This is a genomic window from Streptomyces sp. NPDC051452 (genome assembly GCF_044454765.1).
Lineage (GTDB): Bacteria > Actinomycetota > Actinomycetes > Streptomycetales > Streptomycetaceae > Streptomyces.
The window spans coordinates 89,367-102,665 of sequence record NZ_JBITEB010000003.1 but is presented as its reverse complement, the minus strand read 5'-3'; the positions used below and the strand labels follow the sequence as shown (position 1 = coordinate 102,665).

Sequence of the window (13,299 nt, the reverse complement as noted above, 5' to 3'; positions counted from 1 at the left end):
CCGGCCTCGCATGGGTGCGCTCCCATTGCCGAGCACACTACGCCGCGCCACTGACAACGGCCCGTCATCAGCGAGGACGCCGAACGACGCGGACCCGTTCCGTCCGGGCGGCCCGGGGCGGCTCAGGTGAAGTAGATGCCGCCCAGCACGACGGCCAGGGCCGCCACCAGGAACAGCAGGATCCACAGGGCCAGCTTGCCGACACTGGGCGGGGGTTCGTAACGACGGTCGTCGGGCGGGGTGCTCACGGGGCGGTCACCACCGCGGCCTGCGGGCGGATCGGGAGGCGGTTGACCGGGCGGCCGGTGGCCGCGCGGACGGCGGAGGCGATGGCGGCGGGGGCCGTGACGACGGGGACCGCGCTGGCCGACTTGGCGCCGAAGGGGGCCACCACGTCCCGCTCCTCGACCAGTTTGACGATCCGGATGTCCGGCACGTCGAGGGCGGTCGGGAGGGCGTATCCGGTCAGGTCGGGGTGGCGGATCAGCCCGCGCGGGGTGCGCAGGTTCTCGGTGAGGGCGATGCCGACGCCCTGGGTGACGCCCGCCTCGATCCGTGCCGTCAGCTGCGCGGGGTTGAGGATCCGGCCCACGTCCTGGGCGACGGCCAGCTCCACCACCCGGACCGAGCCCAGTTCGATGTCGACGTCCACCACCGCGCGGATCGCACAGAAGGCGAGCCCCACGAAGGCGTCGCCCTGTCCGGCGGCGTCCAGCGGCTCGGTGGGGTGCGGGCGGCACTGGGCCGTGGCCCACAGCTCCTTGCCGTCCAGCGCCTCGGTGACGGTCGTCGAGAGCACACCGTCGTACGAGGTGATCTTGCCGTCGGTGATCTGGAGCAGTTCGGTGGACATGCCGAACTTGTGCGCCAGCGGCTGCAGGAGCTGGGCGCGGACCATCTTCGCCGCGCGTTCCACCGCGCCGCCCGACACCCAGGTGTGGCGACCGCGGCAGCCGGCGCCGGCCGGGGGCTGGTCGGTGTCGACGGGGGCCACGTGGACCTCGTCGACACCAAGGGTCTCCTGGACGATCTGCCGGGCCAGGGTGGTGAAGCCCTGACCGGTCTCGACGGCCGCGCACAGCACGGTCGCGACGCCGTCGTGGACCTTGACGGTCGCCGTGGACACCTCGTCGGCGCCCTCCCCGCCCAGCATGTGCACCATGCCCAGGCCGTAGCCGACGCCCCGGCGCACCGCGCCCGGCTCGCCCGCTCCCTCGGGGCCGCCGGGCAGCAGCCACTCGTCCTCGGGGGTGTCCTTGGGCAGCGCGGGCAGCGGGAAGTCCCGGACGGCCTGGAGGAGTTCGGCGACCGGCGCCGGACAGGTCACCGTCTGGCCGATGGGCAGGACGTCACCGGTCGCGAGGACGTTGCGCAGCCGCAGCTCGGCCGGGTCCAGGCCCAGCTTCTTGGCGAGCTTGTCCATCTGGGCCTCGTAGGCGGCGCACACCTGCATGGCGCCCTCGCCGCGTACGTGGCCGGAGGGCGGGTTGTTGGTGCGGACGGCCCAGCCCTCGATGAACGCGTTCGGGACGACGTACGGGCCGCACGCGAAGGAGACGGCGGCGGCCAGGGCGTCGGCCGAGGTGTCGGCGTACGCGCCGGCGTCGAGCAGGATCTGCGCCTCGACCTTGACCAGCCGGCCCTCGGCGTCGGCGTGGTGGCGGTACCTCAGCAGGGTCGGGTGGCGGTGGGCGTGGCCGAGGAAGGACTCCTCGCGGGTGGCGGTGAGCTTGACCGGGCAGCCGGTCTTGAGCGCGAGCAGGCCGAGCGGGAGCTGGAAGCCCTGGTCCTCGCGGTCGGCGGTGGCGCCCGGCACACCGGTGACGACGATCTTCACCCGGTCGGCGGGCAGGCCGTAGCAGGCGGCGGCCGTGTTGCGGTCGGTGTGCGGGTCGGTGGAGGCCAGGTACAGCTCCACCCCGCCGTCGGGGCGGGGCACGGCCAGCCCGGCCTCGGCGCCGATGGGCGCGGGGTCCTGACGGCCGATGCGGTACAGGCCCTCGACGACGACCTCGCCGGCCGTGTCCGGGTCGCCGTGGTGCAGCGGGATGTGCCGGATCAGATTGCCGTCGGGGTGCAACGGCTCGGCCTCGAAGGCGTGCTCGGGGTCGGTGACCGGGTCCAGCACCTCGTACTCGACGATGACGGCGGCCGCGGCCATCCGCGCGGTGTCCGGGTGGTCGGCGGCCACGGCCGCGATGGGTTCGCCGTGGTGGCGTACGACCTCGGAGGCGAAGACGGGTCGGTCGGGGGTGCCCCGGCCGTGGCGGGGGGTGCCGGGGATGTCCTCGTGGGTGACGACGGCCCGTACGCCGGGCATCTCGCGCGCGTGGGTGGTGTCGATGGAGACGATGCGCGCGTGCGCGTGCGGGGAGCGCAGTACGGCCGCCCACAGCAGGCCCTCGGCCCACAGGTCGGCCGCGTAGGGGAAGGTGCCCTCGGTCTTGGCGCGGGCGTCGGCGTGCGGCAGGGAGGCGCCGATGCCGTGCGGCGACGGCTCGGCCTCCGGGGCGGGTTCCGTGGCGGTGGTCGCGATGCCGGCCTCGTTGCTCACGCCTGGCCTCCGTCCTGGCCGTAGTGCTGCTCGTGCGGCGCCGGTACGCCGTACGGGTCCGGGGCGTCACCGTAGACGTCGGGGGCCTCACCGTAGACGTCGGGGGCGTCCCCGTAGGCGTCGGGGGCGTCGCCGTACGGGCCCGCGGTGTCGTCGTAGGCGCCCGCGGTGTCGTCGTACGCGCGCGGTGGCTCGTGGTAGGCGCCCTGCGGGCCGCCGGGGGCGGTCCGGGGCGGGTCGAAGGCGCCGGGTGCCTCGAACGCCGACGGGTTGACGCCGCCTGAGCCGGGGGCCGCCTGGTGCGGGATGCGTGCCGCGTCCGCGTCGGACTCGGGGTCCGCGTGCCCGGCCTCGCGCTCGGCGACGACCTCCTTGACGGCTTCCAGTACGCCCCGGTAGCCGGAGCAGCGGCACAGGTTGCCGCACAGCGCCTGCCGGGTCTCCAGCTCGCTCGGCGCCGGGTTGCCCTCCAGCAGGTCGTGCAGGGTCATCGCCATGCCCGGCACGCAGAAGCCGCACTGCACCGCACCGCACCGGGCGAGCGCGCGCTGCACGTCGGAGGGGTGGCCGTCGGCGGCCAGACCCTCGACCGTACGCACCTCGCTGCCGGCCGCGGTGACCGACGGGACCAGGCAGGAGGCCACGAGACGGCCGTCGACCTGCACGTTGCAGGCTCCGCACTCCCCCTGCGAGCAGCCGTCCTTGGCGCCCGCGAGACCGAGCCGCTCACGCAGGACGTAGAGCAGGGACTCGCCGATCCAGGCGTCGGTGACGGGACGGTCGACGCCGTTGACGCGCAGGACGTACGAGGCGAGGGGGTGGTCGTCGTGCGGCGGGAGCGGGGTGCCGGCCGGGTCCTCGGAGGCGTCGTCCGCGGCGTCCTCGGCGTCGGGTTCGGCGCCCGCCGCGGCGGCCTGGCCCGAGGCACGGTCAGGGGATCCGTCGGGAACGCCCTCGGACGCGTCCTCCGCCGCGGGGAGCGGGTCCGCTTCGGATGCCCGCGCGTGGGCGTCGTCGTCCGCGCGGTCGTCGAAGTCGGCGTCGCCCGCGCCGGGCGCGCGATCCGTGTCCGCCGCCGTGACGGCCCGGGGCGCTGCCGTCGGCTCCGTGGGCTCCTCGTGGCCCGCCGGGCCGTCAGCGGGGCGCTCAGCGCCGTCCGCGGGGCCGTGGGCGTCCGTCTCCGGCGTGGCGGCGGGGTGGGGCGGCTCGGGCAGGGGCGCGTCGTGCCCGGCGGCAGGTTCCCGAGCGACGGCCGCGCCGTGCGCGTCACCCCGGCCGGCCTCCGTGAGCCCGCTCGCCGCGTGCCGGTCCTCCGCGTGTTCGGCGGCCTCGTGGCCGGCGTCCCCGTGGCCGGTGTCCGTCTGGCCGTGGTCGACCTGGCCGTGCTCGATCCGGTCGTGTCCGTACCGCTCGTCCGGGAGGTGTCCGTCCGCTCCGTCCGGCGCGGGCACCGGGTCGGCCGGGTGGGCGCCGGGGTGGTCGGGCGGGGCCGGGGTGCGCGGGTCCGCCTGGTGCGCCCAGGAGTTGCCCGCGCCGTCCGTCGCCCAGGGCGCGGGCGCCCCGCCGGGCAGGGTGGCCGGCGGGGTGCCGCCCCACTGCTCGACCAGTGCCGACGTGGTGTACTCGCCCGACTCGTCGGGCAGGTCGCCGCCGGCGACCGGGATGGACCACTGCCCGGTGACGTCGTGGCCGGGAGCGGCCGCCGGGTCCTCGAACGTCCAGTGCTGGGTGGCGCCCGGCCGGTAGGTGAACCGGTCGTCGCTCTGCGCGGCCTGCGCCGGAGCCGCGGCGTTCGGGTCGGGCCACTGCGCGCCGCTGACGGGTGTCGTCCAGGTGCCGGTGGCGGCGGGGTCACCGGCGCCGGGGGCGACCGTTATCTGCGGCGGCACGTAGCCGTGACCGGGCGCGGCGAGCGGGCTGTCGCCGGACAGCAGGGCGTCGATGCCACCTTCGGGGAGTTTGACGAAGGCGGTGGCGCCGTCGTCGTAGTCGCCCTGGGGCAGCGGGTTCCAGCGTCCGCCGCCCTGGGGCGTGCCCTCTCCGTGCTGGTCGTCGGTCACGACAGCGCCCTCCCCAGTGCTCGTCGGGCCAGTGCGGCGACGGTGCGCCGCAGGTGCAGTACGGCGGGCGGCAGCGCGGCCACCGAGCCGTCCGGCTCGGGTGCCGGATCGGGGATGCAGGCCGCGGAGACGTACTCGCCGAAGGCGGACAGGGCCTCCGGGACGAGCGCGCGGTCGTTGTCCCAGTCGATGAGGCGCGCGACCCACTGCTCGGCATCCAGCGGCCGCAGCGGCATCGGCGCTATGGCTCCGACGGCGCACCGCACTCCGCGCCTGGCGGGGTCGAGGACGAGCGCCACGGAGGCCAGCGCGCGGCCCGGGCCGGTGCGTCCGGTGGCCTTGAGGAAGACCTGCGGGGCGTGCAGCAGCGGCACGCGCACGTAGCCGATGAGTTCGCCGCCCTGCAGCATCTCCACGCCGGCCAGCAGGTGCGACACCGGGATCTCCCGGCGGGAGCCACCCGGGCCCACGATGATCAGCGTGGCTTCCAGGGCGGCCAGCACCGGCAGCGCGTCCCCGGTGGGGGCGGCCGAGGCGATGTTGCCGCCCAGGGTGCCGGCGTTGCGGATGTGCGGCGGGCCGGCGGCGCGCGCGGCGGCGGCGAGCGCCGGGATGAGGGCCGCGAAGTCGGGGCGGCCCATGCGGGCGTGGGTGAGTCCCGCGCCGAGCAGGGCGTGGCCGTCCTGGTACTGCCAGCCCCGGATCTCGCTGATCCGTCCGAGGCCCACCAGCGCGGTGGGCCGGAGCTGGCCGCTGTTGACGGCGGCCATGAGGTCGGTGCCGCCCGCGACCGGGACGGCGGCGGGCATGGCGGCCAGGGCCGCCACGGCCTCGTCCAGGGTCGTGGGCAGCGTGACGGCCTGCGCCGCCTGCGGTGCGTGCGTGGTCAAACCGGCTGCCCCTTCCCGCTGCCCCACCTGGTCCCGCCTGTGCTGCCGTACGGTACGTGCTGACAGGGCGGACGTGGCAACTCTGGCACATCTTCGCAAGGCCCGAACGCGGGGGTCCGCTAGGAGGCATTCGCCCACCTCACCGAGGAGATGGTCCGTTTTCGCACGCCATCACCGGTGCGCGGAGATTGCCACTCTCCGGTGAAGCCTGAGTCGTTTTTTCCCTACCGGTTCGGGGGTGGCCCCTCGATCGGGCGGCCGAGCACGCCGGGGCGCCGTTGCCACGGATGGGGGCCGGTGGGCGGCCGGTAGGCGACGCCGAGGGCGTCGAGCCGCCGGTAGTGGGCGGTCATACGGCGCTCGAAGTCCGCGAAGTCCCGGTCCGCCGGGGCGGGCAGTCGGCTCCAGGCCACTTCGGCGAAGGCGGCGAGCCGCGGGAAGGTCTGATAATCCACCCGCGCGCTGTCCTCCAGCACCTCGGTCCACACGTTCGCCTGGGTGCCGAGGATGTGTTCGGCCTCCGCCGCGGTGAGGCCGGGCGGAACGGGTTCGAACCGGTAGACGTCCTCCAGGGTGCGCACGAAGCCGATCGGCACCGGCTCGTCCTCGCCCGGCGCCTGACGGTGGTCCAGGTAGACGTACTGCTCGGGGCACATGACGACGTCGTGACCGGCTCGCGCCGCCGCGACGCCGCCTCCGTAGCCGCGCCAGGAGGAGACCGCCGCGTTCCTCGCGAGTCCGCCCTCCAGGATCTCGTCCCAGCCGATGAGACGGCGCCCGCGCGCGGTGAGCCAGGCGTCGAAGTGCCCGATGAACCAGGACTGCAACTCGTCCTCGTCGCCGAGCCCGAGTTCCGTGATGCGGGTCTTGGCGGTGACCGACTCGCTCCATTGCTCCTTGCGGCACTCGTCGCCGCCGACATGGACGAACCGTCCGGGGAACAGCTCCAGCACCTCCTCGAACACCCCCTCGTAGAAGCGCAGGGTGGTGTCGGTGGGTGCCAGTACGTTGGAGGAGATTCCCCAGGAGTCCCAGACGGTAAGGGCGGTGGTGTCGATGACGTCGGTGTTGCCGAGTTCGGGGTACGCGGCGATGGCGGCCTGCGAGTGGCCCGGTACGTCGATTTCCGGGACGACGGTGATATGCCGCTGGGCGGCGTAGGCCACGATCTCCCGGATGTCGTCCTGGGTGTAGTAACCCCCGTGCGGTTTCTCGTCCCACAGGGGTGAGGCGCGGTGTCCGAATTTCGATCGCGTCCGCCAGGAGGCGGTCTCGGTCAGTTTCGGATAGCGCTTGATCTCGATGCGCCATCCCTGGTCGTCCGTCAGATGAAAGTGGAAGACGTTGAGTTTGTGCGCGGCCATCAGGTCCAGATAGCGCAGCACCCCTTCCTTGGGCATGAAGTGCCGGGCGACGTCGAGGAGGAGACCGCGCCAGCGGAACCGGGGCGAGTCCTGGACGCGCGTCAGGGGCAGCCGCCAGCGGGCACCGGGCAGCGGGGCGCGCCGGAAGGCGTCCGGGCCGAGCAGTTGCCGGAGCGTCTGGGCGCCCCAGAACAGGCCGGCCGGACCGCCTCCCACCAGGTGGGCCCCGGTCCGCGTGACGTCCATCCGGTAGCCCTCCTCGCCGAGTTCCCGGGTGATCTGGGGATCGATGGAGAGCCGGACGTCCCCGGCGTTGTCGGCGGCCCCGGCATCCCCGGCGTTCCCGGGCGCGAGGGGCAGGCCGGTGGCCGCGCCCAGCGTGGCGCGCAGCCAGCGCTCGGTCCCCGCCGCACCCTCGCCCGCGACGAGCCGGGTGTCCGGGCCCAGTTCGAAGGAGCCGTCGCCGTACGCCGCCCCACCGGAGGGCGCCGGAATCACATCCACCATGTTCACTCCTTGACCGCTCCGCCCAGTCCGGAGACCAGGCGTCGCTGTACGAGTACGAAGAAGACCAGCACCGGAACCGTCATCACCGTGGAGGCGGCCATGACGCCGCCCCAGTCGGGCTCGTCCGGCTTGTAGAACACCAGCAGGGCCATCGGCAGGGTCGACCGCGCGGTGTCGCTGATGATGAAGGACTTGGCGAACAGGAAGTCGTTCCAGGCCGAGATGAAGGAGAACACGCTCGTCGCCACCAGGCCGGGCAGAACGAGCGGGAAGAGGATCTGCCAGAGGAATCGCCCGCGGCTCGCCCCGTCCAGGCAGGCGGCCTCCTCCAGGGTCTCGGGGACCGCTTTCACGAATCCCCGCAGCATCCAGATCGCGAAGGGCAGCGAGAAAGCGAGGTGAGGCAGGATCAGGGAACCGAGGGTGTTGAGCAGTCCGAAGTCCCGCATGAGGAAGAACAGCGGGATCGTGAGGGCTTCCACGGGCACCATCTGGGCCACCAGGAACATGATCAGCAGGGTCGTCCGGAAGCGAAAACGGAATCGGGTGACGGCGGTGGCCGCGAGAAAGGCGATCAGCGCCGAGGCGATCACCACACCGCCCGCCACCACCAGGCTGTTGACGAAGTACCGGCCGAATTCCTGTTGCCCGAAGACCCGCCGGAAGGCGTCCAGGGACGGGGAGAGCGTCCACGGCCGGGGCCGGTCGGACTCGATCTCCCCGGCCGGCTTGAAGGCGCTGAGCACCATCCAGTACAGCGGGAAGGCCACCACGACGGCGACGAGCAGCGCCACCGCTTCCGCGAACAGCCGGCGCGGCCGCCTCACAGCTCCTCCCCCCGCCGCCGCAGCAGCCGCAGGTACACCAGCGTCACGGCCAGCAGGATCAGCAGCATCACCACGCCGATCGCCGAGCCGAGCCCGTACTGCGAGGAGGCGAACGCCTGCTGGTAGGCGTACACGTTCAGCACCAGGTTCTGGCCGGCGATACCGCCGCCGTTGGTCATGACGTAGATCTGCGTGAACACCTTGAAGTCCCAGATGACCGACTGGATGGTGACGACGGTGAGGATCGGCCGGAGCAGCGGCGCGAGCACCGAGCGCCAGATCCGCCACGGTGAGGCGCCGTCCAGCGCGGCCGCCTCCAGCACCTCGGCCGGTACGGCGCGGATGCCGGCGTAGACGGTCACCATCACGAACGGGAAGGAGCACCAGACCACTTCGAGCAGGACGAGCAGGAAGGCGCTGTACCGGCCGTACGTCCAGGAGTGGTCGCCGAGACCGAGGATCCGGTCGACGGGGCCGAAGTCGGGGTCGAAGAGGAACAGCCAGACCGTGGAGCCGGTCACCGCGGGGGTCGCCCAGGCGCCCAGCGCGGCCAGCGTCAGCGCCAGCCGCGGCAGAACGCGCACCCGGGTGAGCAGGACGGCGAGCGCGCAGCCGACCGCGAGGGTGCAGCCGACGCAGGCCGCCGCGAACACGACGGTGGCCAGCAGCACCTGCCAGAACCGCTCGTCGGCGAACAGGTCCGTGTAGTTGCCGAACCCCCGGAAGGCGGCCGGCTGCCCGCCGCTGACCTGGGCCTGGGTGTACCGGAAGAGGGAGATCAGCCCGAGCTGGTAGACCGGGTAGACGAGCAGCGCGCCGAGGACGACGAGCGCGGGGGCGAGATACAGCCAGGGCAGCGCCCGGGAGCCGTCGCGCGTCCTCATCCGGCCGAGCCGAACGCGTCGTTCATCTTCGCCGCCGCTCCCTCGGTGGCGGCGTCCACGCTCTTCCTGCCGCTGACGATCTCCTGGAACATCGTCGGCAGCACCAGCGAGGAGTCGATGCGCGACCAGGCGGGTGAGGCGGGCACGAACCTGGCCCCGGCCGCCAGCGTCCGCACGAAGGGCTTCACGAACGGTTGCCGCGCTGCCGCCCGGTCCCGGACGTCGGTGAAGGTCGGCAGGAAGCCCATCGCGTCGAACAGGGCCGACTGCGTCCTCTTCGCGGCCAGGCGTTCCATCAGGTCCACGGCGAGTGTGCGATGGGTGGTGCTCTTCAGGACGCCGATGTTGTTGCCGCCGGCGAACGCAGGGGCGATCGAGCCGGGGGCCACGCCCGGCAGCGGTACGACCGCGTACTTGCCCTTGACCTTCCCGGCCTCCACGGCCGCGTGGCTGAAGTCGCCGCCGATCGCCATGCCCGCCTTGCCCGCGGCGAACGCGGTCACCGTGTCGTTGCCGCCCATGCCCGCGCACTTGGCGGGGGGACAGTTGGCGTCGGTGAAGAGCGAGGTGTAGGCCTTGACGCCGGCGCGGGCGGCCGCGCTGTCGATCGCGGAGGCGTGACCGCCGCCCTTGCCGCTCGCCAGGTCGCCGCCGTGCGCCCAGATGAAGGGCAGCGCGCCGTAGGTGTAGGCGCCGCCGACGACCAGCCCGTACAGGCCGGGCCGCGCGGCGCGGATGGCGCGGGCCGTGGTGGCCAGCTCGGCCAGGGTCCGTGGTGGCCGCAGACCGAGGTCGTGGAAGACGTCGGTGCGGTAGTACAGGGCGCGGACGCCGACGTAGAAGGGGGCGCCGTAGACCTTGCCGTCGACGGTGACGGACTGCCGGGCGGTCGGGTCGGTGTCCTTGGCCTCGCCCCAGGCGTCGAACTCCCGGGTGACGTCGAGGAGTCCGCCGTCGTGGACGTAGCCGGCGGTGTCGGTGTTGCCGTACTCGATGACGTCCGGCGCGGACTTCGGATCGTTGAAGGCGGCCTTGACGCGCTGGGCGCGGGTCTCCACGGGGATGTACTCGACGTCGACCTCGGTGTCCTCGTGGGCCTTCTCGAAGGCGCCGACGACCGTGTCGACGACCTTCTTCTTCGGCGCGTTGCCGACCTCCTGGAAGAGCCACACCCGCAGGGTGCCGCTTGTGTCGTCCCGGTCGGAGGCGGAGTTGGAGGAGGACTGGGGGGCGCAGGCGGTGGCGACGACGAGGGTGAGCAGCGCGGCGAGTGGGGCGGACAGCTTCATGGAGCGTTCCTCCGGAGAAGTGCGTTGCAACATGCGCAATGACTGTTTCGCTCTGCACAACACCCAGGAGGCTACGGAGTACATGAACATGACGACAAGAGGTCTCCACCACTCTGTGACCGGGAAACGCGAAGGCCCCCGGGACGACGCGTGTGTCGCGCACGTCCCGGGGGCCTCGCGAAAAGACCGGGCCGAGGGGTCGGACCTTGCGGAGCCGGACCGAAGGGGTCGGACCGAGGAGGTCAGACCGAGGAGGTCAGACCGAGGAGGTCAGACCGAGGAGGTCAGACCGAGGGGGTCGACGGGGAGGCCGTCACTTGCCGCCCTTGCCGCCCTTGTCGCCGCCCTTGTCGCCGCCGCTGCTCATGGACTCGTAGATCTCCTTGCACATGGGGCACACGGGGTACTTCTTCGGGTCGCGGCCCGGCACCCAGACCTTGCCGCACAGCGCCACGACGGGGGTGCCGTCGAGGGCGCTCGCCATGATCTTGTCCTTCTGGACGTAGTGGGCGTAGCGCTCGTGGTCGCCGTCGCCGTGGGACACCTGCGGCGTCGGCTCTACGAGGGTCCCCGTACCAGTCCCGCGCTCGGGCTCAAGAGTGCTCATACCGCCCAGGGTACTGAAGCGCACACGCATCAGTTGAGCGAAGGGTCGTCCGGATACGTGGCCACCATCGCCAGTTCGTTGCGCTGCCGGCGCAGCACCTCGCGCCAGAGCCGCTCCGGGGCCGGCGAGGAGACGTCGCCCGGCTCGGACTCGACCACGTACCAGGCGCCTTCGGTCACCTCGTCCTCCAGCTGGCCGGGCCCCCAGCCGGCGTAGCCGGCGAAGATCCGCAGGCTGCCCAGGGCCGAGGCGAGCAGTTCCGGCGGCGCCTCCAGGTCGACCAGGCCGATCGCGCCGTGCACCCGGCGCCAGCCGAGGGGGACGTGGTCGCCGTCCGCGCCGCCCGGGATGACCGCCACACCGAGCGCCGAGTCCAGCGACACCGGACCGCCCTGGAAGACCACACCCGGCTCGCCGGCGAGCTCGGCCCAGCCCTCCAGGATGTCGCCGACGCCCACCGGCGTGGGGCGGTTGAGGACGACACCGAGGGAGCCCTCCTCGTCGTGGTCGAGCAGGAGCACCACCGCGCGGTCGAAGTTCGGGTCCGCCAGGGCGGGCGTGGCCACGAGCAGTCGCCCTGTGAGCGAGGACACCTCGGTCATGCCAGACATGATCCCGCATCTTCCCCCGGTGTGGGGAGCCAATCGGGCGCACCGGAGTGAACGCAGCTCAGGGCGCGGGCAGGCGCCGCCCGCCCCAGGGGCGCGCCCGGTGACCCCATGTGTCCGAAAGGGAACGTTTCGTGTTGTGACACACCCATGACGCGACGGAGTGGTCCGTGGACTTACGGGCGGGGGGTGATCGGCGATTACCCTGTCTTCCCGGCCCCTGCGCGCAGTGATCGGCCGGCCCCTGCCCAACTCATCGGAACGCGAGATTCATGACCGTCAACGACGATGTCCTGCTTGTCCACGGCGGAACCCCGCTGGAGGGTGAGATCCGTGTCCGCGGTGCGAAGAACCTCGTGCCGAAGGCCATGGTCGCCGCCCTGCTGGGCAGCGCGCCGAGCCGACTGCGCAACGTTCCCGACATCCGTGACGTGCGGGTCGTACGCGGCCTGCTCCAACTGCACGGGGTGACGGTCCGTCCGGGCGAGGAGCCCGGCGAGCTGGTGCTCGACCCGACGCACGTCGAGAGCGCCAACGTGGCCGACATCGATGCCCACGCGGGCTCCAGCCGCATCCCGATCCTGTTCTGCGGTCCGCTGCTGCACCGCCTGGGGCACGCCTTCATCCCGGGCCTGGGCGGCTGCGACATCGGTGGCCGGCCCATCGACTTCCACTTCGACGTGCTGCGGCAGTTCGGCGCGACCATCGAGAAGCGCGCGGACGGGCAGTACCTGGAGGCCCCGCAGCGGCTGCGGGGTACGAAGATCCGGCTGCCGTACCCGTCCGTCGGCGCGACCGAGCAGGTGCTGCTGACGGCCGTACTCGCCGAGGGTGTCACGGAGTTGTCCAACGCGGCCGTCGAGCCGGAGATCGAGGACCTCATCTGCGTGCTGCAGAAGATGGGCGCGATCATCGCGATGGACACCGACCGCACGATCCGCATCACCGGTGTGGACCAGCTCGGCGGCTACACCCACGCGGCCCTGCCGGACCGCCTGGAGGCCGCGTCCTGGGCCTCCGCCGCGCTCGCGACCAGCGGCAACATCTACATCCGCGGCGCCCAGCAGCGCTCGATGATGACGTTCCTGAACACCTACCGCAAGGTCGGCGGCGCCTTCGAGATCGACGACCAGGGCATCCGCTTCTGGCACCCCGGCGGCCAGCTGAAGTCCATCGCGCTGGAGACGGACGTGCACCCCGGCTTCCAGACCGACTGGCAGCAGCCGCTGGTGGTGGCCCTGACCCAGGCCACGGGCCTGTCCATCATCCACGAGACGGTCTACGAGTCCCGGCTGGGCTTCACCTCCGCGCTGAACCAGATGGGCGCGCACATCCAGCTCTACCGCGAGTGCCTGGGCGGCTCCGACTGCCGCTTCGGCCAGCGCAACTTCCTGCACTCCGCGGTCGTCTCCGGGCCGACCAAGCTGCAGGGCGCCGACCTGGTCATCCCCGACCTGCGCGGTGGCTTCTCGTACCTCATCGCGGCCCTCGCGGCCGAGGGCACCTCGCGCGTGCACGGCATCGAACTGATCAACCGCGGCTACGAGAACTTCATGGAGAAGCTGGTGGAACTCGGCGCCAAGGTCGAACTCCCCGGCAAGGCCCTCGGCTGACCGGGATGGACGGCCTCGGCTGACCCGCTGTACGCCGAATGGGCGGCCCCCCTGGTGCAGGGGGGCCGCCCATTCGGCGTCTTCGGCCGAGGCGCG

Annotated in this window: 11 protein-coding genes; 1 reads left to right on the top strand and 10 read right to left on the bottom strand. The window is 72.6% G+C overall.

Going from position 1 to position 13,299, the window contains the following annotated elements:
- Positions 1 to 122 precede the first annotated feature (122 nt).
- The 10 genes from ACIBA9_RS09810 to ACIBA9_RS09765 all read right to left on the bottom strand — a co-directional run bounded on the left by ACIBA9_RS09810 (position 123) and on the right by ACIBA9_RS09765 (position 11,584).
- The gene (locus ACIBA9_RS09810) at positions 123 to 248 is read right to left on the bottom strand and encodes a hypothetical protein (RefSeq protein ID WP_399361399.1); all 126 of its coding nucleotides are present in this window, start codon (positions 246 to 248) and stop codon (positions 123 to 125) included.
- A complete protein-coding gene (locus ACIBA9_RS09805; protein ID WP_399361397.1) occupies positions 245 to 2,554 on the bottom strand; it encodes a xanthine dehydrogenase family protein molybdopterin-binding subunit in 2,310 nt (769 codons plus the stop codon). The genes ACIBA9_RS09810 and ACIBA9_RS09805 overlap by 4 nt, the downstream gene beginning before the upstream one ends.
- Positions 2,551 to 4,614 carry a 2Fe-2S iron-sulfur cluster-binding protein gene (locus ACIBA9_RS09800; RefSeq protein ID WP_399361395.1) on the bottom strand — a complete coding sequence of 688 codons (2,064 nt, stop codon included), beginning with the start codon at positions 4,612 to 4,614 and terminating at the stop codon, positions 2,551 to 2,553. The genes ACIBA9_RS09805 and ACIBA9_RS09800 overlap by 4 nt, the downstream gene beginning before the upstream one ends.
- Complete coding sequence (locus ACIBA9_RS09795) at positions 4,611 to 5,504, bottom strand: FAD binding domain-containing protein (RefSeq protein WP_362154596.1); 894 nt, start codon at positions 5,502 to 5,504, stop codon at positions 4,611 to 4,613. The genes ACIBA9_RS09800 and ACIBA9_RS09795 overlap by 4 nt, the downstream gene beginning before the upstream one ends.
- 224 nt (positions 5,505 to 5,728) lie before the next feature.
- Positions 5,729 to 7,375: a beta-N-acetylhexosaminidase gene (locus tag ACIBA9_RS09790; protein ID WP_399361393.1), complete on the bottom strand. Its 1,647-nt coding sequence runs from the start codon at positions 7,373 to 7,375 to the stop codon at positions 5,729 to 5,731.
- 2 nt (positions 7,376 to 7,377) lie between these two features.
- Positions 7,378 to 8,202 (bottom strand): carbohydrate ABC transporter permease, encoded by an 825-nt coding sequence (locus tag ACIBA9_RS09785; protein WP_399361391.1) that lies wholly within the window; start codon positions 8,200 to 8,202, stop codon positions 7,378 to 7,380.
- Positions 8,199 to 9,086, bottom strand: a complete 888-nt coding sequence (locus tag ACIBA9_RS09780) for a carbohydrate ABC transporter permease (RefSeq protein WP_399361389.1) — start codon at positions 9,084 to 9,086, stop codon at positions 8,199 to 8,201. Before ACIBA9_RS09780 ends, ACIBA9_RS09785 begins: the two co-directional genes overlap by 4 nt.
- Positions 9,083 to 10,375 (bottom strand): extracellular solute-binding protein, encoded by a 1,293-nt coding sequence (locus tag ACIBA9_RS09775; RefSeq protein WP_399361387.1) that lies wholly within the window; start codon positions 10,373 to 10,375, stop codon positions 9,083 to 9,085. Before ACIBA9_RS09775 ends, ACIBA9_RS09780 begins: the two co-directional genes overlap by 4 nt.
- A 313-nt stretch (positions 10,376 to 10,688) precedes the next feature.
- Complete coding sequence (locus tag ACIBA9_RS09770; protein ID WP_362154601.1) at positions 10,689 to 10,982, bottom strand: DUF3039 domain-containing protein; 294 nt, start codon at positions 10,980 to 10,982, stop codon at positions 10,689 to 10,691.
- A 29-nt stretch (positions 10,983 to 11,011) separates the two neighbouring features.
- Positions 11,012 to 11,584, bottom strand: a complete 573-nt coding sequence (locus ACIBA9_RS09765; protein ID WP_362154759.1) for a YqgE/AlgH family protein — start codon at positions 11,582 to 11,584, stop codon at positions 11,012 to 11,014.
- Between the two features lie 278 nt (positions 11,585 to 11,862).
- Here ACIBA9_RS09765 and murA point away from each other — a divergent pair, with 278 nt between their 5' ends.
- Entirely contained in the window at positions 11,863 to 13,203 is a 1,341-nt protein-coding gene (gene murA / locus ACIBA9_RS09760; RefSeq protein WP_362154603.1) for a UDP-N-acetylglucosamine 1-carboxyvinyltransferase, read from the top strand.
- Positions 13,204 to 13,299: the final 96 nt, after the last annotated feature.

Bases quoted from the DNA above. Each gene is read 5' to 3' on its own strand.
- ACIBA9_RS09790 (WP_399361393.1), bottom strand. From the start codon at position 7,375: ATGGTGGATGTGATTCCGGCGCCCTCCGGTGGGGCGGCGTACGGCGAC.
- ACIBA9_RS09780 (WP_399361389.1), bottom strand. From the start codon at position 9,086: ATGAGGACGCGCGACGGCTCCCGGGCGCTGCCCTGGCTGTATCTCGCC.
- ACIBA9_RS09765 (WP_362154759.1), bottom strand. From the start codon at position 11,584: ATGACCGAGGTGTCCTCGCTCACAGGGCGACTGCTCGTGGCCACGCCC.
- ACIBA9_RS09775 (WP_399361387.1), bottom strand. From the start codon at position 10,375: ATGAAGCTGTCCGCCCCACTCGCCGCGCTGCTCACCCTCGTCGTCGCC.
- ACIBA9_RS09770 (WP_362154601.1), bottom strand. From the start codon at position 10,982: ATGAGCACTCTTGAGCCCGAGCGCGGGACTGGTACGGGGACCCTCGTA.
- murA (WP_362154603.1), top strand. From the start codon at position 11,863: ATGACCGTCAACGACGATGTCCTGCTTGTCCACGGCGGAACCCCGCTG.